This window comes from Bradyrhizobium agreste (assembly GCF_016031625.1).
In the GTDB taxonomy this organism is placed as follows: domain Bacteria; phylum Pseudomonadota; class Alphaproteobacteria; order Rhizobiales; family Xanthobacteraceae; genus Bradyrhizobium; species Bradyrhizobium agreste.
In genome coordinates, this window is record NZ_JACCHP010000032.1 from 25,147 (window position 1) to 50,036 (window position 24,890).

A 24,890-nucleotide genomic window follows, 5' to 3' on the forward strand; every position below is an offset into this window, starting at 1 on the left:
CGTTCTCACCTGCTTCCGCTCGCCGCCGGTAGATCCGGGCGGAAGCCATCCACTGGCCGCATCGGCGGCCGCATGACGATTGGCACGGCGTCGGCCCCACGTGCGGAGGTCGCACGCCGCGAGAACACTTCGCTAAAGCTCAATGCGATGATCAGGAGGCCGGAGGCCGGGCCGTAGTTCAAGACCGTGATCGTGAACAGGTTGACGACGAAGAGCAGCGTCAGCTTGTACACGTCGGTCGCACCGAATGTTGCCCGGAACACCATCACCATGAACGCGACGAAGGGAAGACCGAACATCAGGTACGTCCCGATGTAGAAATTGTCGACCGGCACCCAAAATGGCGCGAGCGGCGAGAACAGCTGCTGCGGATAGTTGAAGCAACCCGCGCCGCAGCCCGTCACCAGGCCGACCGGCATGAGCTGGCTCAGGTAGATGAACGGCTTCTGCCAGCTGTTGTTGATGCGATCGACAATGCTGAACAAGGTCGAGTGCGGCACGGCGGCGGTGCCGGAAGCGATCACGATCATGAAGAACGGCGCGAAGATCGAGGCGAAAGACCACTGCGCGATGGTCCGGATGGCGGGGAAGCGCGATTTTTCCGGCAGCATCCGCACGAACACCAGCAAGAGCAAATAGAGCACGAGGACGATCATGGTGGTCTTGCTCGTGGTCAGCTTGATGGCATAGATCGCGATGGAGCCGAACAGGAGGCACCACGTCGTACTCTTGCGAATGGAGGTGATTGCGAACGACACCAGGATGAAGAAGGCAGCCATGGTATTGTCGGCCGCAAAGCCCATGAGGCGCTGGTCGTCGCCGCCATAGGCCCACCACAGCCGGCCGGCTTCGCGTACGGCGCCGAAGGATTCGTATTTGTAGCCGACCCAAGGCATCAGGTAGAATTTCGTCAGCAAGACGCCGATCATGGACAGGTAAAAGGTCACGGCGATCACCGAAAGCAGCTTTCGGTATGAGCCGAGGCTCGAATCGCAGAAGCAGAAGCCGACGAAGACCGGCAACATCATCTTGAAGGCCGAGATCGCTGCGTTCATCGTACCCAGCATGAAATAGCCGAGCACGAGCGACAGCATGATCTGCACGAACACCAGCAGGGCCAGGGTGCTACGATTGCGCAGGATGCAATGCACGAAGAACTGGGCCAGACACAGAAGCGCAACGCCGTCGGGCACATACCACAGCGGATTCAAGTGGTAGATGCTGGTGTAGTAGCGGATCACGCCGCCGAAGGCGTCGCGGATCAGATAGACGCCGAGCGCGATCGCCTCGATGTTGAGGCTGATCAGCGTCATTTTCGGCCGGTTCAGCGCGAGAATGGTCATGTCCGGCTCAGTTCGTCGGCCGCGCCGATGGCGCCGGAGAAGCGGAGAAGTCGGTCCGGCTGCCCAGAGCGTTCCGCATCCACCGGCCGCCGGGAAGCTCGACGTAGCGATAGGTGAAGTGCGAAACCACGAGCACGGCGGCGAGCGAGACCACGAGGTTCAGCGTGGCCGGCAGGCCCGCCCAGACCGAATCGAGAGCGGCGATCCGCCCGGCCCCGAGCGCCCGCACGAAATACTCGGCCAGCAGCACCACGAGCGCGTGCACCATGTAGATCGAATAGGAGCGGCGTCCGAGCCAGACCAGCGGCCCCGCCACCAGCATCCGCGGCACCAGCATCGCATCGGGAAATGCGAGCAGGCTGCCGAGGAAGATCGCAAACGTCACCGGCGCAAGGAAGGTCGCCGCGGGATTGGTCTCCGCCAGGCTCACCAGGACAACGCTGGCGATCATGGCGACGAGCTGCACCAGACCCTGGACGGCGGGGCCCGGCTTGGCGGGCAGACGGTCCACGATCCGCACCGTCAGCACGCCGAGAAAGAAGCTCACGAAGCAGCGCAGGATACCGAAATCGGTCTGCAGCCCGAGACTTCTCTTGTCGAGCACGAAGATGATGACGACGAGACTTGCCACCGCGAGCAGGCCGCAGAGAACATAGAACCACAGCAGGGAGCGCATGCGCTGGGCAAACAGGACGATCAGGCCAAACACCAGATATGTGTAGAACTCGACGCTGATACTCCAGCTCGGCGCATTCCAGCTGAGATAGTCGATGAAGCCCATCGAGTGCAGCAGAAAGACGTTGAGCACGAACGAATAGGCGTTGTTCACCTCGAAGGCCGCCGGTGCGGCCACGACGACGCCTGCCATGACCAGGCTGATGCGCAGGAGGCGAAACAACAGATTGGCGACCAGCATGACGATATGCAGCGGATAGACCCGCGCCAAGCGCCGCACCATGAATTCGCGCAGCGAGAAGCGTCCGAAGTCGCTCTCGACGTAGCTGAGCGACATGACGATCCCGCTGAGAACAAAGAACAAGTCGACCAGCAGCCAAGCGCTTCTGAAGAACGAGCAATTGATCCAGGCATTGTGCGGAAACGCCGCGAGGAATGTCGGCATCAGCAGGAGGTGGTGAATCACCACCGACGTCGCGGCGATCCCCCGGATGCTGTCGAGCGGCAGGACATGCGCCTTCTCACGATGAACCAACTCCGTCACATCAACATTCCATAGCTATTGCACCGCAGCAGTGTGTATCAGGTCTCGGGCATGTTCAATCTTCGCGATCCACGGACTCGCACGCGATGCATGACGACCGACGATAGTTTCAACGCTCGCAGATCATTCGGACATGCGAGCGCCAACTTCACGCCACTTTTTGTTTGAGGCGCCGCGTGCTTCGGGCGCAACTTTCATCAGCCGAGATGATTGCGAGTATTTGCGTGGAAAGTGTGCGCGAAATTCGGCGCTGGTGCGATGAAGGCCGGCGAACATTGATCTGTCTGCGGATGGATGCCGCAGTCAAAATTTCTTTCTGTGCGGGGGAACAATAGAAGAGGATCGCGACTTGTGTCGGTTTTGCGACGTGGCGGTCTGCGAGTGCCCGATATGTTTTCAAGCTGCAACATTCGTGAGCGCAACATGCCGATCCCGCAGGCATTGTAAATCGTGCTTCTGCAACCGACGCGAAATCGAGCAAACGTTGTTTGTCGTCGACGATCGCGCTCAGCTTTTGCGCCGCACAAAAAGATGACACAGTTACCTGCCAAGTTTCGCCTGTTCTCCTGTTGCAACAGAAGCAAGGAACACGGATGGGCCGCGGACTAACACGTCGCCATGCACAACCGCGATGGCTACCGACTGTCTCGATAGGTGCTGCGCTGATCGTCTCGAGCGCCGGTGCTTGTCGCGCTCAGTGCGTCGAATTTTCGGACCGTGCCTCGCAACTGGAACTCGACACTTTCGTAAAGTCGCCCTCCTCGCTGCTGGAGCGGCTGCGCAATGACAAGGAAAAGTTGCGCTATCGGCTCGCGACTCTCATCGCGACCAATCCATCTTTGCTGCCGTCGGTTCAAACGCTTATTTCGGCATCGGCTTCGAGCGATCGTTCGGCCATCGGCGCCGCATTGCGGATCGCCGAGGGGCGGTGCACGACGACGAAGCCGGATGCCGCGCGGAAGATCAGGGATTTCGCTCAGCGGATCGGCGATCTCAACGTGCAGTCCGGTTATGCCGCCGCGGGCGAAGACAATTCCGGCGTCCAGGCGCAATCGCAAATCAAGGGTCCGCCACAGCCGCCCCGAGGCGGCGCCCTGCTCGACGGCGAGTGGAAGACGAAGCTGGCCAACCCTTTCAAGCCCGTTCCCCTTCCGAATTGATCGATGATCATCAAAGGCAGCGAATTAGCACATGTACCAGCCTAGAGAACATTTCCAGTCGGGACACCGATTCGGCATCGAATTTGGCGGGGCAGTCCTCAGCTTCGAGCGTGTGGCCGACGTGCTCCGCCGCCAGTGGCCGATCATCGCGGCATGTGTCGGAGCTTCTCTGGCCCTGGTGATCCTGTATCTGGTCACGGCGCAACCCATGTATACGGCGAACGCCCGCATCATGATGGACACGCGTCAGGCGCAGGTGCTGGACAAGGAGAGCAACACCAGCAGCGCCCTGATCGACACAGGTTATGTCGACAGCCAGGTCGAAATCATCAACTCGGACGACCTGATCCTGTCCGTCGTCCGTCGCCTGAAGCTGACAGAGGATCCGGAGTTCAATGGCTCCAATCCAGGCCTCCTCTCCCTGATCGTCGGCAAGGTGACGTCGCTGTTCGGCTCCGGTGAACCGCCGAACCAGGAACGAATCGAACATGCGGTGGTCGAGCAGGTTCAGAAGAACCTGAGAACCGAGCGCGTGCTGACCACCTACGTCTTGTCGCTGAATTATCGCTCACGGAGTCCCGACAAGGCCGCCAAGATCGCCAACGCCATCGCCAATGCCTATCTGGTCGGCGCTCTCGAGGCCAAATATCAATCCACCAAGCGGGCCACCGAATGGCTTCAGCAGCGCAGCCTCGAGCTGAGCGAGCAGGCGTCGGCCAGCGACCGCGCCGTGCAGACCTTCAAGGCCGAGCACAACATCGTCGGAACCAGCCGCGGCCTGATGTCCGAGCAGCAATTGTCGGACCTGAACACGCAGCTGGTTCAGGCGCGGGCGGCGACCGCCGAGGCCAAGGCCCGGCTCGACCGGATTACCGCGATCTCCGACCAGGATGTCGCGCAATCAACCGTGACGGACGCTCTCAACAACTCGGTCATCACCCGCCTTCGCGCCCAATATCTCGATCTCCAGGCCCAATATGCTGATTGGTCGAGACGCTATGGCAAGTCCCATCTTGCGGCGGTCAATCTCGCCAACAAGATGGAGGAGTTGCGCAAGAACATGGCCGACGAGCTGCATCGGATCGGAGACGCCTATCGCAGCGATTATGAGATCGCCAAGAGCCGGGAAGCCTCTCTCGAGAAGAACGTGAAGGAGCTGGTCGCCCAGGCCGGCGATACCGGCCAGGCCGCAGTCAAGCTGCGCGACCTCGAAAGCGCCGCGGACACCTACCGCAACCTCTACAACAACTTCCTTGAGAAGCTGCAGAGCGCGACGCAGAACCAGAGTTTTCCGCTCAGCGAGGCTCGGCTGATCAGCACCGCCACCAAGCCGGACCGCAAGAGCTCGCCGCGGACGGTCCTGGCGCTGGTGGGAGGCCTCGTCGGCGGTCTCTGTCTCGGCTTCGGCGTCGCCTTTGCGCGCGAGCTGCTGAGCGACGTGCTGCGGACCCCTGGCGAGGTCGAGGACGAGCTCGGCGTGAAGTGCCTCGGCGTCCTGCCGGATATCAGTCCGGCCTCGAAGACCGGCGCATCCGACGTATCCCGCTACGTCGTCGACCATCCGTTCTCGCGGTTCGCCGAGACGTTGCGCAACATCAAGGTGTCGATCGACGTTGCGCGCCTCACCCGCGAGATCAAGGTGATCGGCATCGTCTCTTCCCTTCCCAAGGAGGGAAAGACGACCGTCGCCGCGAATTTTGCGCAATTGATCGCGCTCACGGGCCACCGCACGGTTCTGATCGACGGCGACCTGCACACGCGTTCGCTGACGCGGGAGCTCGCGCCGAACGCCAAGAGCGGGCTTGTCGAAGCGCTCAACGACCCCGCGAGCCTCGGCTACCACGTGCAGCGGAGCAAGGAGACGGGACTGGATTTCCTGCCCTCCGTCGTGGCATCGCGCATGGTGAATTCGGCCGACGTCGTCGGGTCGAAGGCGATGGCCGAGCTGCTCAAGGTGCTGAGGGAGCACTACGAGTACATCGTGATCGATCTCGCCCCGGTAATGCCGGTGGCGGACTCCAAGGCCGTCAGCCTGCTGATCGACGCCATGGTCTACGTCATCGAATGGGGGCAGACGACGCGAAGCGCGCTTCAGGAGTCGGTTTCCGGGTCGGAGATCCTCCAGAAGAAGCTGCTCGGTGCCGTGCTCAACCGTGCCAATCCGAAGATGCTCAAGCGCATCGAGGCCTACAAGGGCAAGCACCACAACAGCTATTACGTCGAGCACGCCTAGGCGGAGGCGAGGCGCCGCCCCACCAACAGCTGGAATGAGCTCAGGCCCGCTGCCAATTGGCGGCGGGCCTTCTTCGTACTTGGCGGACGCTTGAATGGCACAGCCCTCGCGCACGGTCCGGAGCCTGCGAGGCGCGCGGAACTGCTCGCGAGTCCGTATTCGTCCGGAATCCACAACTTGCAGTTATTGCTCTAGCCAAAAGCTAGGATTGACGGATACGGTGGTCGCCGGGACAGTGCGCCGAGGGACAATCATCCGTCGATAAGATGAGACAATCCGAGCTTGACGCCTGAAAGCGCCGAAACTTTAGGCATCTTTCTTTCTCGGTTCCCCGAGGCTAGTCTCGGCTCATACTCGCAGTTCGTTTCCGGTAGGCTCGGATGCTGATCGTCCTGACGATTTTGACTATTTGGGTTCTGCTCAACATTCTATTCGTGTTGATCGTGGTCCCTCCACGCAAGCCGCTCCGCCAGCCCATGGCGACGACGCTCTCACCCGCGCCCATCGACCCGAGCCGGCGCCAGATCGAGCAGGACGAGCCCTTCTCGATCCGCCACATCATCGTCTCCGTCGCGATGGGAGCCTTCTTCGTGCTCGTGCCGCCGCTGCTCGCGCTGCGCGATGCGATCATGCGGCTCTTCCGCAGGCCGCCGCAAAATGGATCCTGAGGCCCCTGGGCCGGAGGTCCCAGGCGATTGAGATATCGAGCGCCTAATAGGCTTCCTGGAACATCACTGCGGACGCTGTGCGGGCCATGATCTTCAGGTCGAGCCAGATGCTCCAATTGCTGACGTACCAGACGTCGTACTCGACCCGCTTTTCCATCAGATCGATCGTGGGCGTCTCGCCCCTGAATCCGTTCACCTGAGCCCAGCCCGTCAGGCCCGGCTTCATGTGATGGCGGTAGACATACTTGCTGATGAGTTCGTCGTAGTAATTGTCATGGGCGAGCGCGTGCGGACGCGGTCCCACCAGCGACATGTCTCCACGCAGCACGTTCCAGAGCTGCGGCAGTTCGTCGATGCTGGTCATGCGCAGGAAGCGGCCGATCTTGGTGACCCGCGCATCCTTCTTGGTCGCCTGGGTCACCGTCTCGCCATTCTCGCAGACCGTCATGGTCCGAAACTTCCAGATCTCGAACGGCTTGCCGTTGAAGCCGCGGCGCGACTGCCGGAATATGACGCTTCCCGGGGAATCCAGCTTGATCAGCACGGCTACGGTCAGCAGCAGCGGCGTCAGCAGCACGAGCGCGAACAGAGCGACCCCGACGTCGAGACAGCGCTTCTGCAGCCGCTCGAGAATGGTCAGCGGCGGCCGCTGGATCTCGACCGCGACAGTTCCGCTGACCGGCAGGAAGGGACGGGTCACCAGGTCGGCAACCGGATCGTCAGGCAGCAGACGAATGGGCTGCGGGACGGCGCGCAAATACGGCCCGAGCTTGCGCAACATCGGCAATTCATTCCAGTCGATCGCGAGCAGATATTCATCGACATCGGCCGAGCGCGACTGACGGATGACGTCGCGAATCTGCCGCTCCCATTGGCCATCATCCCGGTCGTCTCCGAGCACGAAATGGCGCATGACGTCGAAGCCGTTCCTGCGCAAATCCTTGAAGCGGCTCGAGGTGAAGTCGAGCGGCTTGAGGCTGAGCAGGATCACCTTGCGATCGACCAGGCGGCTTCTCGCAAAGCTCGTGCCGAACACGGCCTGCCAGGCGAAGCGCAGGCTGGTCAAGCCGAGCCCGCCGATCACGGCGAAGACGATGACGGTGCCGCGCGACAGATTGTCCGTCGATTTCAGCAGGAAGGCCGCAACGGCGAGGATCGTGAGCGACGTCAGCCAGATAAACGCCGCCATTCGAAGCTGCCAAACCAGATTGAGCAGCCGATGCGTGGAATAGACGTCCCGGAAATAGGCGATCCCGACGAACACCACGCCGACAAACAATCCGGCTCCCACCGATGCACCGTCGGGCGGCGAAGCGACCGCCACACCATACAGCGAAGCCCCCGCCGCGTAACTCAGCAGGATCAACAGAAAGTCGGCAGCGATGACGACGACCTGAAACGGCCTCTGAAGCGCACTGCCGCGCGCAGATGACAGCGCATGAGCGCTTTCAGAACCATAAGTTGCAACAGCCATTCGAACCTCTGCGTATCGAGAGAGTGCCTGACGCTCATCGTGATGCTGAAGACTCGTCAATCCCCCGCGCGGAAAGTGTTGATCGATCGCAGCGACATTGTGGCGCTGCACGCGAAACTTTTGCGGCGCACGGACGATGCGTCGCGTTGAGATGCACGGCGAAATTCGACGCGCTGAAAATGTCGTCACAGTGCTGACATATGAGCGAACGGACTGCCCTATTTTGAATCAAGTTCCGCATCCGAGGCGACGCTATCGCTGCAAGAACTGCTCTTCGCTCAACTTTGAGGCGCTGCTTTGCTGCCGACGAACGCAACATCGGATCACTCACGTGAATTTCCAGGAATTTCTATCTGCGGATGTATACGAGAATCTGCGACGAGTCATGCAGACTTGCCGCACGCTTCGAATCAGCGATGCAATTCCTGCGCACCCAGCTCGTTCCTGACGCCATCAAAAACAACTCGGCAAAAAATGCCGTGCCCTTCTTTTGGCGTGATCGGGACTGACAACGAGCTGCGGCCCCACGGAACTCGCGTTGTTTGCGTTGGATGGACGCTCTCCGGTGCCGGTGACTTGGGGATATTTTTCCGCCCACCCGATCGATGAGCGCCATGAAATCTCTTGCGCGATCCCACCCGTCGCCTCCCAAACCGCAATTGCCGGATGGCGTCCGCATTTACGCGATCTCGGATATTCACGGCTGCGCGCATTTGCTCGAGCCCATGCTGCGGGTGATCGACGCGGACGTCGCGCGCAGCCGGCCGCGCTATGCGATCGAAGTCTTCATGGGCGATTACATCGATCGCGGCCCGGATACGCGTTCCACCCTCGACATCCTGGTCGAGCGCAGCCGCCGGGGGAATGCGGTCTTCCTCAAGGGCAACCACGAGGCCTTTCTGGTAAGTGTGTTCGAAGATCCTTCACTGTTCGAGGACTGGATCGCCTTCGGCGGGACCCAGACATTGATGTCCTACGGGCTTGCTCCGCCCGATCTCAGGCGCGACGAGCCGGCATCGATCCTGCGCGATCTGATTCGCGCGATGCCGACCGAGCATCTGGAATTCATCGACAATCTGCGGCTGAGCTTCAGTTGCGGAGACTTCTTTTTCGTCCACGCCGGCGTTCGCCCGGGCGTGCCGTTGGCCGAGCAGACCGAGCGCGATCTGCTCTGGATTCGCGAGGAATTCCTGCGGAGCGAGGAGCAGTTCGACAAATATATCGTCCATGGTCATACGCCGGTTCGCAGCGCCGAATTGCTGGCCAACCGGGCCAATATCGACACCGGGGCCTATGCGACCGGCAACCTCACCCTGATGAGCATCCAGGGCAGCCGCATGCTCGCGGTGTAATGAGTTTCAGCCTCTTGCCGCCGACGCGCGAGACGGCCTCAAGGAGGAAGTGGACGCCCCGCGGCTTCTAGTTGAGCGACGGCAGCGGCGACTGCGCCGGCCGCGCACGCGTCTGGGCCATCCAGTCACTCCAGGCTCGCTCGTGCTTGACGTAGAGTTCTACCCAACGCTCGCCATGCCTGGCCTGGCGGACGCGCGCCGCCTCCCCGAGCAGCTCGGCGCCGGGACGGGTGTCCGGCTTGTCCAGCGCTTCGAACTCGATCGTTTCCGAGATCGTCAGACCAACGAGCACACGGTGCCCGGCGCCGTCCACGATATAGCGTCGCGGCGCATCGTTCTTGGGCTCACTCATGTCTTCATGTCCCATCGGGTTCAGTGTGAAGCCGGATGCCGAGAGCGAATGGGACGATGCCTAAAAGGCTCGCCGGGCATGGCCGAACGTCGAGGTCGGAGCGGGCCGCGACGAACGGCGCGAGGCGCCGCTGGATGAGTTCACGGTTCTTCGTTCGACGCGCCACGCGCGCAGCGCGTATCCGAGAATGAGGCCAGCGCCGAAAATGGAAGCGGAGACAAACGTAGAAGTCATGGGAGCGTCCTGGATCGTGCGTCTCCTATCAAGAGCGAGCAGTGTGTCGACATCATGGTTCTCGAGGATTCAGCGGCGCCGAAAAATTGTTCAAGGTTCGTCGCTTCCATGCATGCCGCGCGCGGCAAATCTGCCAACGCCTGATCTCGTCTCGGCCGGTGGTGATCTTCGAGCACTCTATATATGGCAACCACATATCTAAGAGACGTTCTCGCAGCTATGCATCCAGGCCCCGTCGCGGTCAGGCCGATGCGCGTGGGCGAGACCGTGCGCCCCCGCAACGGAAATTTGGCGTCAACCGGCCAGCCCGTGCCCTTGCAACCATCCGGAACCCATCGCATTATCGCACGTCGCATTTCATGAGGGATTCAATCCAATGAACGTCCGCGCCGTTGCTTCATCCATTGCCCTGTCTGCTCTCGGCCTCACTCTGGCGACATCCATGGCGCCGGCCGCCGAGCTCGCACTTGCTCCGTCACACCGCGCGGCCGCCGTCCAGGGCGGACTTGTGTTCTGGGACGACGTCTACCCGCCCGCGATCTATGGCCCGCAGCTGCGCTCCGTGGAGGAAGTCGCGGCCATGAAGGCGCAGGCGCGGCCGGTGTCCCAGCGCTGGTGGGGATATTGGTACGTGCGGTAGGAGCGGTCGGCCGAGAGCCGAGCTTCGCTCAATCGTGAACCGCCGCCATATGGGCAAAAGCTGGCGGCGGTTTTCGTTTGTCCATCCCGCTAGCGGCGCAGCGCCGATGGGTTGATCTGGTCGCGCTGCGACCATGCGCCCCCGAAACAAGGCGAAGAAGAGCGGCCTCGAATGCGGCCGCCACGTCACCGACGATACATTAAACTGTCAGCTACGGCTCTCCGATCTCGACGGCTTTCGACCGATCCAGGATCGGTTCTTCTTACGGCTGATTATTTGGCGGCCTTTCAATGAAGCGCCGGCTGCCATTGAGAAGCTCGAGGTTATTGGCGATAACCGGGTTGCCTGGGTCGAGCGAATAGGCCTTCTCAAACTTTCGCCGCGCCGCGCTCAGATTGCCGCGCAGCATGTACGAATATCCCTGGTCATTCAGGACTTGCACAGTTTCGCCGCCGAGCCGGATCGCTTGGGCATAGGCCTGGTCCGCCAGATCAAACCGACGTATCCGATCATAACTCGCAGCCAACCCGACCCAAGCGGTCACGTCCTTGGGCGACTTCTCCACGGCGTCCTTGAAGTAGCGTTGGGCAATCCCGTAATTGCCGCGGTTAAAATGCTCCAAGCCCAGCCGTACCGGCTCATCCGAGGGATAGTATTTGACGTCCGTCGGCTCCTGCACGGGGTCCCCGCCCGGCGGCTCGACGGGAGCCACGACGGCAGCCTCCCTCAGCGTTTGGTCACACCCCGCAAGGCCGATCCCCAACCAGCAACAGGTCAGCATTAGAATGAGACGCCGCATAAACCTTAGTCCCCCGCGCGGCCCAGCAGACTCACTGCACCGTCCGTAAAAACAAAACCAGTTACCTATTCACCGCGCCACCAACCGGCACTGATACTCCAGCAGTCGATCCAGCCCCCAATCCTTCTATGTTGACGTTCTGGGTTGGGGCAGTCCGCACGCCCATTTGTTTCGTCGCATCGCCAACGTCGGGAAGCTGATCCACCGGCTGTTTCGTGTTGCCATAGCGTGTCACGGCGGCGCCCACGCGCCGGGCGTCGTACGCGATCCTGCGATCACCGACGTTTCGCGGCCACGGATGGATGGTGTGGGTGACCGCGTTGACCTCTTTGGCATTGCCGGCACTCATCGTGATGGTGTCGGAACGCTGGAAGTACCGGTCCACCTCGTCATGACCGGCGACCCCGTAACATCCCCCGAGCAGGAGCGGCGCGAACAGAGCCAGATACCTGATGGTCATCTCCCGCTTCCTTCTCAGTTGAGCGTTTTTACGACCGGCTGGTTCGCAGCGGCCGGTGCCGGGATGGTCGCCGTCACCTCGGGAGCGATGATGTGCCCATAGGGTCCTTTAACGTCGCCTCCGGAGTTGACGTAGTCGTTGTAACGCTTGCGCACTTCCATCTGGCCATTGAGAAAGAAATCGACGTCGTTGGCTGGAAGGCGGGAGTCGAGCGGCGACGCCAGTTGCTGACCGGGTGCGGCCGGTGCCACCAGGCGCGGCGTCACGATGATGACGAGATCGGTTTCCTCCTGCTGGTACGACTTGCTGCTGAACAAGGCTCCCAGCACGGGCACCGAGCCGATCCAGGGCAATTGCGAAACGTCCTGACGGTTGCGGGTTTGCAACAGGCCGGCGATTGCAAAGCTCTGGCCGTCGCGCAATTCCACCGTCGTGCGCGCATCGCGGCGGGTCAATGCCGGAACGGTCGTGCCCTGAATCGTCACCGCATTGGCGAAATCAAGCTCGCTGACCGACGGCTCCACCCGAAGGTTGATCACGCCCCGCGAGAGCACGGTAGGGACAAAGGCTAGTTCGACACCGAACTTCTTGTAGTCGATGGTGATGGTGGGAAAGCCGTTCGCCGTTGTGTTCGGTATCGGCACTGGAAACTCACCGCCAGCCAGGAAGCGGGCGGCATCGCCGGAGAGCGTGGTCAAGTTTGGCTCCGCCAGCCGGCGGGCCAATCCTTTGGTTTCCAGCGCCGAGATCAACAAGTCCACCGAACCGCCATTGCTGGTTCGGACGATGCTGGTCAACAAGCTTCCGAACGGGATGGGAGCCACACCACCCGCGGTGCCAAGAAGAGTCCCCACTGTTCCGAGTATCGGAAGACTGCCAGCAGGATTGGCGCCAACAGGAGTGCTGCTGGGACTAAGAGCGCTAGTGGTGCCGGTGGTAGGTACCCTAGTGAGACCATTGACGCCGCCGATGGGTGCCCGCCCGATGGCCGTGGTTGAACCAAGACCGGTATTCCCCACATTGGTGCCATTAGCATTCGCCGCATACAGATTGACACCGAGGTTGCGGCCGGCATCCCGGGTGACCTCGAGAAAGCGCACCTCCAGCATCACCTGCTGCGGCGCCGCGACACTCATCGCGTTGACGACAGTGCCCCCCTTCGCGACTGTGCTGGTGGCGATCGCCATGGCCCGCTCGGCCGTAACGGCATCGGCGGCCGTTCCGCTGAGCACCACCTGGCCCTCCGAAGCCGAGACGCGGATTCCGTGCCCGCCAGTGCTGCTGCGGATGTTCTGCTGGAGATTGCCGGTATCGATCACGACCTCGACGTCGAGGATGCCGATCTGCTTCATCGAGGAGTCGAGCAGGATGACATTGGTGGTGCCGGTCTGCTTGCCCTGGACGTAGATCAGGTGATCGCTGAGCGACTTCACGTCCACAATGTCAGGCGAGCCGGCCACGATAGTTGCGAAAGCCGTATCGACCTTGAAGGTGCGTGACTTGTTGACGACCACCTTGACTCGCTGGACGTCGTTCATTTCGCTGACGAAGACGCCGCCGGAGGAGCCCCGCCGGTCTGCAGCCGTCGCGCGGTCAGCGGACGCAAAGGAGGCGAGCGCCGCGCCAAGACCCATCACGCTGAAGGCCAGAAGCCCCCCTACCTTACCCGAAATGCGACCGCCACCCATTCGAGTCCCCCCGCTGCGATCCGCGGCATCCCCGCAAATCTACGTGCTCGATATCCCCAACAGTTGCCCTCTGCGCACCACGTCCCAGAGCTTACAAGCTGTCCGACTACAATTCGTTACTTCGCGTTTCCAAGATCATCGTCCTTGATGCTGCCTGCTTGCAAGAAGAGACGCTTACCGCACAGCCTCAAGTCGCAAAGAAAACTTTCCAATGTTGCCGGCGCGCATCATTTCTCTCTGCAGAACTGCTGCAGCACAGCCACGTTTGCGCGAGATTCCGTCGTCGCTCACGATCGAACGGCGTCGGCTCGCAGTCTTCAAACGGCACTTGGCCAGGCTCAGATCGCTTTGGCGCGGTTCCATTCCGAGGCGACTGTCCAGCTCGAGCGCCGACCCGAGGCCAAGATGGGTAAGGTACGCTGCCATATTTTGCGCTAAAAGGGAATTTGCGTTGACGCGCTCGGCGCATTGAGTGCCGTGCCCCATATCGGCATCAGCATGGTGAAGCCGGCTTGAGAAGCGGTCACGGTCAAATTGCTGCCGCTGGATGCCACGTTCAACGTCGGCGTGAGACCGCCGCGATACAGGAACGGCGCCGCGTTCTGCTTAGCGGTCGTGGACATGGGATCGCCCGCGCAGCTTGACGGCGACTGAGGCGGGCTTTGAAGCAAGGCAGGCGTGTAGCAGTTGATCATGACCGCTCGGGCCCCGGCGCTCGCGAGCGTCCGCAAGGACTGCATCGTAATCGCATACCGTCCGAGATCGAAGATGGCGAAAATCAACATAAAAAGAGGCACGAAGGCGAGGATGAATTCGAACGATGCCATGCCCCGCTGATCGAGCTTTCTCATCACTGCACCAAGCGGACAACTTGGGTGTAGGGGACGGTGACCGGATTACATCCATCCGTGCTCAGGAAGCCGCCACCGCCCATGGTGAGTGTTTTGGCGATCACTTGTGAACAGGTCGTATTGGAACTGCTAGTCGATCCGTTCCACGTAACATCGACCTTCGGGAAATACATCGCACCACCCAGTTTAACGGTACCACCGTTGATGTCGACTTTGTTGCTGCTCTTGCTTGGTGCCTGATCATCAATCAGAACGCCGTTCAGATCAGAAGAGAAAGGGTTGGTGTAAGGCGCGGACAGCTCAACTACAGCGCCGGCTGCGATGGAAAGGCTGGAATCCCCGAGTAGTACGAGGGTTACACCTTTACCTGTGCCCGATGGTGAAGCGGTCGGCCAGGGCGTGCAGGCGGTGCAGGTGACCGTTCCGGCAAAAGTTATCGTTGCATTGTAGAAAAAGTACGTTCCGGGGGCAAAATCTACGGTGCCTCCGGCGTTCACCTTCAGACTGCTGTACACCCCGCTAGCGCTGTTCCCGCTCAGCGAACATGTATTACCATTGGTAACATTGCCACTACCGCATGGTTTTGTTGATGGGCCAGTCCTGCTGTTGAACGATTCACTGTCCAATTTGCTGAGCGGATTGTTGGCGTACGGCATGAAATAGTTGTGCGTGACGCCGGGATTGGCGCAGGTGCTCGTTGGACTACAGCCGGTTGCACCAAGAACAGCCCATCCCGAACCGGTGAACGTGGCAGTGCTGGCAAATTGAACACTGGCGTCCGACATTATCGGGCAACCCGTGCCGTTGTTGCTGACGTTACCGGCAATTTTGAGCGCCCCTCCGCCGCCGTTCGGATCAGGTCCAAGCGCCAAGGCGCACACCTTGCTCGGTAGTTCGACCAGAGCGATGGCTTGGGCGGGGATATTCACGGTCGTCAAACCCAGCACTGCCGACAAGTAGGCCGGCTGTTGCTGACTGACGCGGGCGCGAACGGCGTTACCGCCGCCTCCTGCGGGCGGCGTTGTGAACGCACCCGCACTGTAGCTGCCGATATCGATCTGCACGGCCCGCGAGATTCCTGTTGGAAGGCTGGTCGCACAGTTGGTGCCCGGATAGGCCGTATCGCCGAGGTTGCAGAACCCGTTCTGTGCCGCGAATTCCTTGGCGTGATAATCCACTGATGTATCGCAGAGCACACCAGCATTCCCGCATGCGAGTCGCAAGGCACCCGAATAGGCCGCTGCATCGGCGGCATTCTGCGCGTGCTGCCTGGTGACGTACCATGATCCGGCCTCGGCCCCGAGTGCGACCACGCCGATGAGCGGCACCAGGGCGATCACAGTCGCGAATGCGGCCGAGCCTCGTTTGGAACGGAGCAGACTACGCATGGAAGCACCTACTGGAAGCGTTCAGAGTAAGGCAGCGTGTACGTACAGCTGTTGGGGCACAGCACCGACGTCAACACAATCGGCGCCAAAGTGACAGTTGTCGAAAACGTAAAGTATTTGGGAGTCGCACCGAGATTGCCGGAGTTGCAGACAGTGCTTCCGCACATGACCTGGATGTTGCCGATGGTATACCCAGCGACTGTCGTCTGCAGCGTCGACACCCAGGTCCCCGGGTTCGCCGGGTCGGGCGGATTTTTGTATTGGATGTATTGCCCGAAAGAGCGCAGCGCCGACCACGCGGAGATGAACCGGAAGCCCGCGGCAGCGACGTCGGCGAGCGGCATCAGCAGGCTCGCCACCAAGAAAATGTAGACGATAACCGTCTCGAACGCGACGGCGCCGCGCTGATCGGCGATGAAGGACCCTCTACGAGACGCGCGCCTGCCTCGACGGGGACTTGCCACGTGCGATCGCGGCAGCCGAGCCGCAGCGATTTGAACCAAGTCCACCACAATCCGGCCACGCATAGCCGCTCACCAAACGTAAGGAATCACTCGCCAACGTGATGCTTCGTAACTCGAATACTCAGGACAATTGCGCCGAAGCAGGTCTTCCTCGTAAAGGATTCGGCAGACCTGAATGCCTATATGCAGGACCAGTACGATCAGCGTAACCGGTGTCAGGTATTGCAGCACGACGCCGAGCACCACGATTTCTTCCGCGACATAGAGCGGGTGCTTGATCCATCGATACGGACCGGTCTGGACCACCGAGCGCGCCTGCGGCACTAGGCTGAACGATCGACCCAGATGTCGGATGGTGACAAGCATCATGATCGTGCCGACCAGCACGCAGGCCGTCGATGCCAGGTTGGGCAGCGTGTCGTCGGTTTTGCCGAGGAAGCTGATCGTCCATGGCAGATAGCTGCCGACGAAGGCAGCTATTCTTGGAAGCGGGCCGTCTGCATGCGCCTTTGCCGGTGAGCGTGTCATGATCAACAGCGCCAGGAGCATGTAGAAGATGCCAAGGCAAAAGCTCGACAGGAGCGAGGGCCATGGATCGGTCAGCGACGCCCCGATTCTGACGGCGACGCAAAGAGCCAGCAACAAGAACCACAAGCTGCCGAGCAACCGCATGATCCGGTCGTAAGATCCGCTCTTAGTGAGGGCAATTGTGCTCATGGCTACTTTCCGAAGCTGGCGAACGAACGCACGAGGTGCAGAACGGGACTTCCTCCCATGATGACGAACATGGCTGGGAGCAGGAACAGCACCATCGGAATGGTCAGCTTGGCGCCCAACTTGTGCGCCCTTTCTTCCAGCTTGGTGATACGTTCCCGCCGCAGGTCGAGCGCGATACTGCGTAGCGCCTGGCCCAACGGCGTTCCGTATTGCAGGCTCTGGCTGATCATCGTGCCGAACCGGCGGAGACCATCCGAAGTGGCCGCCAAGTTCTCGAATGCTTCGACGCGACTTGGCAGTATCCGGAGATCATCAAGAAGACGGTGCAGCACCCAGGCCATGGCAGGATTGGTCGACTTCATTTCTTCGGCGACACGCCCCAGCCCGCTTTCCAGGCCCATTCCCGCCTCGCTGCATACGATCAGCAAATCGATCATATCCGGCGTGCCCAGCCGAATGGCAGCATCAAAGCGCCGCTTCATCACCGACAGAGCCAATCGCGGACCCAAGATTCCGATCGCCACACCCATCAGCGCGAAGACCAGCACGTCGGCAGGTCCCCTTCCCGAAACTTGCGCCAGCAGCAGCGCAATGACCGGCAGCGCGACCATGCTGACGACCTTGATGCCGATCCAGATCGGCAAGGTTCTATGATGATTGAAACCGGATGAGTGGAGGATCGTTCGGAGCTCCTCCAGATTCTCCTCGGCGTAAAAGCGCCGATACCGCGTGCCCAGCCATGAAAACAAACCGGTCAGGTCTTTGAAGGGGGCTGACCGGTAAGGGATACCCATCACCGCGTTTGACACCCGCGTGTCCAATGCACGGATGTGTAGTTCGCGGATAATCAACATGCAGGCCGCAGTCCCAGCTGCGACTGCGAGGGCCACCAGACTGAGACCAAAAGTCATAGTTCTGTTTCCCGCCTGACCATCCAACTTATCACCAGATGCCCGACGAGCACCGAGACTATCGCGTAAGCCAGAAGCTTGTTTCCAGTCGGATCAGAGAACAGCAGATCGACATTCTGCGGATTGGCCGCGTATAGCAATGCTCCGGCAATCAAGGGCGAGATCGTGAGTGCCCGCGAGGAAAAAATCACTTCTCCCGCGAGCGCCTTGGCGCGGGCTGCGAGAGCAACACGCTGACTCACTGTGTCGCCCAGCGTCTGCAAGGTCTCGGCCAAGCTGCCGCCGGACTTCAACTGGACTGCAAGTGTCACCGCAAACATCGCATACTCTGCCACGTGCGTTCGCCGATAGACGGCTTCGACGGCTTCCTCCGGAGGTCTTCCCAGATTCACTTCGCTGCATACGATTGCAAACTGCCCGGAAGTTGGCTGCGGCATCTCGCGCGCGATGGTGCGAAATGCTTCGTGCACGGGCAGACCCGATCGAACCGTACTCGTCACCAGCTGAATGGCGTCAGGCAATTGTCGGAACAGTTGACTGGCGAAGCGACGTTGTTGCCAACCAAACAGACCTCGCACGACCACTATGGCGGCAATTGCAGCCGCGACAGACACGTAGAAAATGGAAAATCCCAGCAGGCGATTAGAGCAGAAGATCGCTGCTACCGTGATGACGGCAGCAAGCAGCACATACGCCGGATGCCAGGCGTGAACCATCTCGGGCCTGTAATTGGCCAAACGATGGAGAAGCAGATGCCGGGATCCGGTCTCCGCCCGGCGAATCGATGGTAGGTTGGCCGGATGGGAGGCCGGTAGAGCGACCGCCAGCCGGCGGTCCATGCGTCGCTCCCGACCGTCGAGCCACAAGGAGCTGACGGCTGCACACATCGCAAGCACCAGAACAGCGACGATCACGAACTCTGGTATCATATCTGCCTCACTGCCTCGGCCCAGGCGCGATCAAGCCCGAAATAGACAAGACGGCTTTTGAATTTCGGGACTGCAAGGCTGGCCCTGTAGGTGCCCGAGATCCGCCCATGCTCATCCTCCTCCTGGTATTCGAAGGTTGCGATGTCATTGGTGGTGATCACATCCGATTCCAGCCCCATCACCTCGCTGATCTGGATAATGCGACGTTGCCCATCGCGCATGCGTTCGACTTGCACGATGAGATCCAGCGCAGCGACGATCTGGGTTCGAATGGCTCGGGACGGCAGATTCACCTGCCCCATCTGCACCATGTTCTCGATGCGGGTCAGGGCATCGCGGGCGCTATTGGCATGGACCGTGGAGATCGAACCATCATGGCCGGTGTTCATCGCCTGCAGCATGTCGAACGCTTCAGCGCCGCGCACCTCGCCCACGACGATCCGGTCGGGGCGCATGCGCAGGGCATTCCACAAGAGATCGCGCTGTGTCACCTGCCCCGTGCCTTCGAGACTGGGAGGCCGGGTCTCCAGGCTGATCACGTGCGGCTGCTGAAGCTGCAACTCTGCCGCATCCTCGATGGTAACGACCCGTTCGCTATGATCGATGAACTGGCTCATGGCGTTGAGCAGCGTCGTCTTGCCGGACCCGGTGCCGCCGGAGACCAGAATATTGAGCCGACACCGGGCGGCGATCTCCAGCAATTGGCCGATGGCCGCGGTCATTGAACCGTTTTCGACCATTGCGGCGATATCCAGACGGCGGCTCGGAAATTTTCGGATCGAGATGCAGGGGCTATGGATCGCCAGCGGCGGGAAGATGATGTTGACGCGGCTGCCATCGGGCAAGCGGCAATCCACCATCGGACTGGATTCGTCGATCCGCCGCCCAACTTGCGCGGCAATTTTCTGGGCCACCGATGCGATGTGATCATTGTCGCGGAAGCGCACCGCGATCCGCTCCAGCTTGCCGGCTCGTTCGACATAAACGTTGCTCGGTCCGTTGATCATGATGTCGTTAATTGACTGATCGAGCAGAAGCGGACGCAGCGGTCCATAGCCGGTCATGTCGTCCGCAATCTCATCTGCCAATTGAAGCTGCTCGCGGCCCGACAGTTCGAGCCGTTCCTCATTGGCAATTCCATGGATGATTTCCTCGATCTCCCTCCGAAGGACGTCACGCGAAACAGTTGCGGCCACCGATGGCTCAATCTGCTCGATGACGCGTTCGCGCAGTGAAGCTGGCATCACTGGCCGGGCAATCGAAGGCTCGTCGCGCCTTGACGTTGATGCAGGCACGCTTGGCGTCGATGCAGGCAAGCGAACCGGCGTTTCCTCGTCGCGCCTACCAAACTTTCTCATAGCCCCAGCAGCCTCCTCAGCCGTCCCTTCTGCTCGGCGCCGAGCCCCGTGATCTCCCGTACGATCGGCGCGAGATGGCGTCGCAGTCCTGATACGTGCTTCAGCGCGGGAATTCCGAGATTGACCGCCTGGGTCATGCCCTTCCCAAGATCGGGTACAACCATGTCAGGCTCTGTCCCCAACGCCTTGACCACCGCGGCCCTGGGAAGGCCGCCGGGGCGATTGGCACGGTTCAGCAAGGTAAAGACCCGATCCCTGCCGGCAATGTTGGTGACGGCGGTCCGCAGTGCATGGGCATTGCGAAGTCCGGTCACCTCGGCCTCCAGCAGCACCAGCACGTGCCGGGAAAGAGAGATCACCGGATGGATGGATGGCGGAAACGGAACCGGGACATCGACAACGATGTAATTGAATCGTTGGCGGAGCAGACCAAGGACGTGCCTCACGCCCGCTTCAGTGATGTCGAGCTGAGCATCCAGCTCCTCATCGGCGGAAATCAGGCTAACTCGCTCGTTGACTGCAATTGCGGCACGCTCGAGGAACAACGTGTCCGCGCGCATCGGGTTCTCCAGGGCGATGCGCAAGCCTGGTCCGGGCTGAACACCCAGCATCACGGCTGTTTCGCCGCCTTGAAGATGAAGGTCGAGCAGCGCGACCTTGGCCTTGGTGGTCTCGGCCAGTTGCAGCGCGAGATTGATTGCGATGCTCGTTGCGCCGGCACCGCCCTGTGCACCACAGATCGAGATCACATGCCCGCCTCGGTCGGTCGGCCCCGGCGCACGATCGCCAAGCAGCTTTGGACGCAGCTGGTCCAGCACCATGTCCCGCGTGATCGGCCGCGGCAGGTACTCGGTCAAGCCGAGCTCCATAAGCGCACGGTAGAAGGTGATCTCCCTGCTTTCACCGATCAGAGCCACCCGGACATCGGGTGGACAGACGCCGGCCAGCTTCTCCAGTTCGGCAAACGGATCATCGATTCCGCTGATGTCCGTCACCAGCGCGAATAATTCGGTGTCCGTTTCGAGCATCCGTATGGCATTGCGGATCGTGCCCCGCTTGATCGAAATGTTGCTGCCTTCGAGGCCCTTGCGCAGAGCCGCAGCACTCAGCTCGTCATTTACGAAGCAGACGATTCGATTGCGCGCGACAATAGAGGTCGCTTCTTCAGGCGTACTGATGGCCGCTATGTTGACGCTCATCAACGTTTCTCCAGCAACTTGCCTGCCTGGACCACCATCGTCCCCCCGCGGCGGGAAACTTCCGACCCGTCGCAGTTGATCAGAACGTCGCCGTCGGCAGATTCCTGTTTCCTGACCGAGTATTGTTTTATCTGACCACCGGAATGAACGACGACCGCTGCAGTCCGGCCGGCAATCGCATTTTGGCGGGCGATTTCCGGCGACACATCGCAGCTGGACATGGCGCCAGTGTCCGCCGTATCCCACTGCTCGACTGCGGCCCGCACCGCCAGGGAAAGCGTTCCGAGCTGCCTTGCGACCGTGATCTTCTTGACCTGGTCCGGGGCAAGCTCCAACGACACAGTCTGCGCTTGCTTGCCGGCCACCGAGCCGGCGACCGAGCTTACGGTCCGGCCGCCCTGCATGATTTCCTGGTCAACCGCGATGACTCGAACGTTACCCAGAACGGTCTCGCTCAGGGCCCGGCGCGCGGGATCTGCCTTCTCGAACACCTGGGTCAACAAGACATCAACATGATCACCCGGCCTGATCAGCCCCGACACGCCAGACTCCTCGTCCACCTTGATGCTGATTGCACGGCTATCCGGTGCCAGGACGCTGGCCAGGAAGCCACGATCCCGAGGTCGCAATACGTCCTGCAAGGTGATGGGACTGCCAGCGTCGACGAACTTGCGAATCAGAGAGCCGGGAAGTCCGGCCTTCGAGTCCGGTGTTTCCAGGATCGCTCCTGCAGGGAGGCGTTCAGGCGACACCGAGCGCACCGCGAAATCTTCTTCGCGGGCCAATGTACCTTTCGACAGCGGACGTGCCGCGACGAAATACCCGACAGTCGAAGGAGGCGCCGGCCCTTGCGCCGTAACCGTTACCGGAACCTGTTTCGGCAGGTTCATGTTGTAGGCGATCAGCCCGAATGCGGTGGTTGCGAGCAACAGCACCAGAATGATTGAGAGGCGCAACGCGGATGACATGTCAAAATCCTCTGCTCAAGATGGTCCAGATACCGCCGCACGCTATGGCCACGCCGTAAGGCAAGGGTGCATGTCGCACATGGCGCCAACGCTCGATCGCGTAGACCCGGCGTGCGAGCGACGATCCGACCGGCGCCAATCTCGGATATGGCAGGACGCGCATCATCAGATGGACCACGGCAAGAACGCCGCCGGCCAACGAGGTTATCGTCAACAGCTGGACCAAGCCTGCCAGCGGCAGACCAATGGCCAAAGCTACCAGCAACTTGACGTCGCCGCCGCCAATCCCTCCACGCTGGTAAAGCGCGAACAGCAGCACGAACAGGATCGTCGCGGCGACGAGGGATTCGGCAAGTTGCATCGGGCTGGCAAGCTGACCGGCGATCCCGAGCAGCGCCAGCAAGAGGCAGACGTCATTTCGGATCAAGCGGGTCGCGACATCGAGCGTTGCGACATACAGCAACAACGGGATTTCCAGTATCGAGGCGATGTAAGAAACCCAGCTCATGGAAATGCATGCCTCAAACAGGTGGAAGGCACACTAAAGGTAGAGGGAGAACATCTGAGAGGGGGACACATTCCGATGCCCCCCTTCTGACGTCAGATGGTCGTATCAAACCGCCGCAGTGAAGGCAGTGGTGATCGCGGTGATGCCGCCTGTCAGCGCTGTTCCGATCGCACCGCCAGCTCCCACGCCGAACACGGCCGACACTGCGCCGATAATGCAAACCGCGACGATGATATACTCGAACGACACCACGCCGTCCTGGTCGGCACGCAGGCGCTTCAAGGCGTCGGTGGTCTTGATGTAATAGCGCAACATAGGGAAAGCCTTTCTTTCGAAGATGGATTTGCAGGACACCCTTGGCAAATTTCAGCGGCTGCGAACGACCAGCGCCCACGCCGCCCGTAAACTCTTTATTAAATATTATCCTTAGTCAATATTTAATATGCTTCGGATTTTAAATTTTTGATATCTTCGGCCATCCAGATCCGACAACGATCCCTAAATTCATTTTCCTCCAATAACTTACCTTAATTAACCATCAATCATCGAGATTCACCGGAATAATACGGGCGGCATCCGCAGACCACGCGACCTCTCTCCGTTTCAATGCTATTAAATGATGCGCCTTTATCTTATTCCCATCCAAATTCAAAGAACGCCCGCCCAAAAATGCAAAAGACGCCGGCGATCAATTCCCTGCTTACAGGGACCTTTGCAGGGAAAGTGCCCGCCGCAGGCCGCAGGGAAACCGCATGAGCCAGCGACCTTCGTAGCGACGGGGGCTTATCGCGGCCGCGATGTCGTTTGGCCGATCCACTTGCTTTGTATGAGCCGCGGGCACTTGCGATGCGCCTTCAAAACCTCAGCTTTGACGATTGGCTGGAGCACGCATTTGGACGCGAAGTTCGCTCTCAGCAAGCACCGTGGTACTTCGATCCCGAGCATGATTGGTGGGATCCGCCGGCGGGAGACGCCGTGTCTTATCTCACTCGACTGTTTGAAGACCCGGAGCCAGCGTTACAAGGATTTGCTGACAGCCAAATCGCGCAGGGCCTAACCTATCTTGTGAATACCAATGCCGGCGGCGATAGCCGGTGGCTCTGTTCCACCGATGTTCCGATCGAAGACCGTGTTCGCTGCGTCACGTCTGTCGCTGCGCTATTTGCGAAATTGTTTGAGCCTCGTTGCGACCCTAGCCTGTCCCACCTGAGCGAAGCCGCTAGCAACGCGCTCAACAATGTTTGCTATATGTGGTGGGATGCGTTTCCGAGCTTGGCTCTTCCTGACGACCCCGACCTGCCAACGCTCCACGATTGCGCGCTGCACACCATGGACCGTATCCTGCAGCTCAAATCGATCGCCTGTCAGGAAAGTGCTCTACACGGACTTGGACACTGGCACCGCGACTACAGCGAGAAAGTCTCCCAAATCATAGACCGCTTCTGCGCGGCGCATTCCGGGATCGACCCGCGCCTTTCGGCCTATGCCCAATCGGCTCGGTGCGGATGCGTCCTGTGATCCGCGGCATTGGCGCCAATGTTGCGTTGCGTCCCTCCCCCGCATTAAGTGTATCGTCGAGACCTCGTGTTGAGGACCAGACAGAGAAGCCCGCATAGCACAAACTGGGCCGCGTATTCATGATCGCCTTGCCGCTTGATGCTCGCTCAACCTCCGACAGCGGTCGAAGGGACCAAATCGCGCCGGATCAAGGTTTGGCGGGTCTTTCTTCGGATTGCGATATTTGGCGCAGGCAGACAAATCGGGAATGACGGAGCAGACAAGCCGTCAGTTAAGTCCAAGCCGTATAATCCACATTTAAATGCGGGAGATTGCAGGGAGAAGGGCAGCGCTAATGTCATGGCGGAGTATTTAATTTGCTATGGGGAGAAAGCTTCGCTGAGGCCCGCACCGCGGGATCGTGACATCCTGAGACTTACCGCCCCCAGTTGCGCGTTCGCATCGCCAGTTACCAGCG

24 protein-coding genes are annotated in these 24,890 nt (G+C 60.4%); 6 read left to right on the plus strand and 18 right to left on the minus strand.

What is annotated here, in order from left to right:
- Positions 1–5: 5 nt before the first annotated feature.
- Positions 6–1,343, minus strand: coding sequence for a hypothetical protein (locus HZZ13_RS33330; RefSeq protein WP_197963684.1), 1,338 nt, complete (start codon positions 1,341–1,343; stop codon positions 6–8).
- Positions 1,344–1,350: 7 nt separating this feature from the next.
- Complete coding sequence (locus HZZ13_RS33335; protein ID WP_311972873.1) at positions 1,351–2,562, minus strand: acyltransferase family protein; 1,212 nt, start codon at positions 2,560–2,562, stop codon at positions 1,351–1,353.
- Between the two features lie 488 nt (positions 2,563–3,050).
- On the opposite strand from HZZ13_RS33335, the gene HZZ13_RS33340 reads away from it, so the two are divergent.
- From HZZ13_RS33340 to HZZ13_RS33350, 3 genes are all read left to right on the plus strand, one after another.
- Positions 3,051–3,722 (plus strand): hypothetical protein, encoded by a 672-nt coding sequence (locus HZZ13_RS33340; RefSeq protein ID WP_246504670.1) that lies wholly within the window; start codon positions 3,051–3,053, stop codon positions 3,720–3,722.
- Between the two features lie 31 nt (positions 3,723–3,753).
- On the plus strand, positions 3,754–5,955 hold the full coding sequence (locus tag HZZ13_RS33345; RefSeq protein WP_197963685.1) for a Wzz/FepE/Etk N-terminal domain-containing protein: 2,202 nt from the start codon (positions 3,754–3,756) through the stop codon (positions 5,953–5,955).
- A 380-nt stretch (positions 5,956–6,335) separates the two neighbouring features.
- Positions 6,336–6,623: a hypothetical protein gene (locus HZZ13_RS33350; RefSeq protein ID WP_197963686.1), complete on the plus strand. Its 288-nt coding sequence runs from the start codon at positions 6,336–6,338 to the stop codon at positions 6,621–6,623.
- 43 nt (positions 6,624–6,666) lie between these two features.
- Here the strand turns inward: HZZ13_RS33350 and HZZ13_RS33355 are convergent, their stop codons facing one another.
- Positions 6,667–8,097 (minus strand): undecaprenyl-phosphate glucose phosphotransferase, encoded by a 1,431-nt coding sequence (locus tag HZZ13_RS33355; RefSeq protein ID WP_197963687.1) that lies wholly within the window; start codon positions 8,095–8,097, stop codon positions 6,667–6,669.
- A gap of 614 nt (positions 8,098–8,711) precedes the next feature.
- Here HZZ13_RS33355 and HZZ13_RS33360 point away from each other — a divergent pair.
- On the plus strand, positions 8,712–9,449 hold the full coding sequence (locus HZZ13_RS33360; RefSeq protein ID WP_197963688.1) for a metallophosphoesterase: 738 nt from the start codon (positions 8,712–8,714) through the stop codon (positions 9,447–9,449).
- Between the two features lie 67 nt (positions 9,450–9,516).
- On the opposite strand, the gene HZZ13_RS33365 is transcribed toward HZZ13_RS33360, so the two are convergent.
- A complete protein-coding gene (locus HZZ13_RS33365; protein ID WP_197963689.1) occupies positions 9,517–9,801 on the minus strand; it encodes a hypothetical protein in 285 nt (94 codons plus the stop codon).
- Positions 9,802–10,411: 610 nt separating this feature from the next.
- Here HZZ13_RS33365 and HZZ13_RS33370 point away from each other — a divergent pair.
- A complete protein-coding gene (locus HZZ13_RS33370; RefSeq protein WP_197963690.1) occupies positions 10,412–10,675 on the plus strand; it encodes a hypothetical protein in 264 nt (87 codons plus the stop codon).
- A gap of 262 nt (positions 10,676–10,937) precedes the next feature.
- Here HZZ13_RS33370 and HZZ13_RS33375 read toward each other — a convergent pair whose 3' ends face one another.
- The 14 genes from HZZ13_RS33375 to HZZ13_RS33440 all read right to left on the minus strand — a co-directional run bounded on the left by HZZ13_RS33375 (position 10,938) and on the right by HZZ13_RS33440 (position 23,230).
- Positions 10,938–11,387 (minus strand): tetratricopeptide repeat protein, encoded by a 450-nt coding sequence (locus tag HZZ13_RS33375; RefSeq protein ID WP_311972878.1) that lies wholly within the window; start codon positions 11,385–11,387, stop codon positions 10,938–10,940.
- A gap of 148 nt (positions 11,388–11,535) precedes the next feature.
- On the minus strand, positions 11,536–11,934 hold the full coding sequence (locus HZZ13_RS33380; protein WP_197963692.1) for a hypothetical protein: 399 nt from the start codon (positions 11,932–11,934) through the stop codon (positions 11,536–11,538).
- A gap of 14 nt (positions 11,935–11,948) precedes the next feature.
- Entirely contained in the window at positions 11,949–13,622 is a 1,674-nt protein-coding gene (locus tag HZZ13_RS33385; protein ID WP_197963693.1) for a type II and III secretion system protein family protein, read from the minus strand.
- A gap of 434 nt (positions 13,623–14,056) precedes the next feature.
- On the minus strand, positions 14,057–14,473 hold the full coding sequence (locus tag HZZ13_RS33390) for a TadE family protein (RefSeq protein ID WP_210349578.1): 417 nt from the start codon (positions 14,471–14,473) through the stop codon (positions 14,057–14,059).
- Positions 14,473–15,861, minus strand: a complete 1,389-nt coding sequence (locus HZZ13_RS33395; RefSeq protein ID WP_197963695.1) for a pilus assembly protein TadG-related protein — start codon at positions 15,859–15,861, stop codon at positions 14,473–14,475. The genes HZZ13_RS33390 and HZZ13_RS33395 overlap by 1 nt, the downstream gene beginning before the upstream one ends.
- Positions 15,862–15,869: 8 nt before the next feature.
- The gene (locus HZZ13_RS33400) at positions 15,870–16,388 is read right to left on the minus strand and encodes a hypothetical protein (protein WP_246504671.1); all 519 of its coding nucleotides are present in this window, start codon (positions 16,386–16,388) and stop codon (positions 15,870–15,872) included.
- 6 nt (positions 16,389–16,394) lie between these two features.
- Positions 16,395–17,042: a methyltransferase family protein gene (locus HZZ13_RS33405; RefSeq protein ID WP_197963696.1), complete on the minus strand. Its 648-nt coding sequence runs from the start codon at positions 17,040–17,042 to the stop codon at positions 16,395–16,397.
- A 2-nt stretch (positions 17,043–17,044) separates the two neighbouring features.
- Positions 17,045–17,953 (minus strand): type II secretion system F family protein, encoded by a 909-nt coding sequence (locus HZZ13_RS33410; RefSeq protein WP_197963697.1) that lies wholly within the window; start codon positions 17,951–17,953, stop codon positions 17,045–17,047.
- Entirely contained in the window at positions 17,950–18,792 is an 843-nt protein-coding gene (locus tag HZZ13_RS33415) for a type II secretion system F family protein (protein WP_246504672.1), read from the minus strand. The genes HZZ13_RS33410 and HZZ13_RS33415 overlap by 4 nt, the downstream gene beginning before the upstream one ends.
- 86 nt (positions 18,793–18,878) lie before the next feature.
- Positions 18,879–20,240 carry a TadA family conjugal transfer-associated ATPase gene (locus HZZ13_RS33420; RefSeq protein WP_197963699.1) on the minus strand — a complete coding sequence of 454 codons (1,362 nt, stop codon included), beginning with the start codon at positions 20,238–20,240 and terminating at the stop codon, positions 18,879–18,881.
- Positions 20,237–21,439, minus strand: coding sequence for a CpaE/TadZ family protein (locus HZZ13_RS33425; protein WP_197963700.1), 1,203 nt, complete (start codon positions 21,437–21,439; stop codon positions 20,237–20,239). Before HZZ13_RS33425 ends, HZZ13_RS33420 begins: the two co-directional genes overlap by 4 nt.
- The gene (gene cpaB / locus HZZ13_RS33430) at positions 21,439–22,407 is read right to left on the minus strand and encodes a Flp pilus assembly protein CpaB (protein WP_197963701.1); all 969 of its coding nucleotides are present in this window, start codon (positions 22,405–22,407) and stop codon (positions 21,439–21,441) included. The genes HZZ13_RS33425 and cpaB overlap by 1 nt, the downstream gene beginning before the upstream one ends.
- 1 nt (position 22,408) lies before the next feature.
- On the minus strand, positions 22,409–22,915 hold the full coding sequence (locus HZZ13_RS33435; RefSeq protein WP_197963702.1) for an A24 family peptidase: 507 nt from the start codon (positions 22,913–22,915) through the stop codon (positions 22,409–22,411).
- Positions 22,916–23,020: 105 nt separating this feature from the next.
- Positions 23,021–23,230 carry a hypothetical protein gene (locus HZZ13_RS33440; RefSeq protein WP_197963703.1) on the minus strand — a complete coding sequence of 70 codons (210 nt, stop codon included), beginning with the start codon at positions 23,228–23,230 and terminating at the stop codon, positions 23,021–23,023.
- Between the two features lie 489 nt (positions 23,231–23,719).
- Between HZZ13_RS33440 and HZZ13_RS33445 the strand changes: the two genes are divergently transcribed.
- Positions 23,720–24,433, plus strand: a complete 714-nt coding sequence (locus HZZ13_RS33445; protein ID WP_246504673.1) for a hypothetical protein — start codon at positions 23,720–23,722, stop codon at positions 24,431–24,433.
- Positions 24,434–24,890 lie beyond the last annotated feature (457 nt).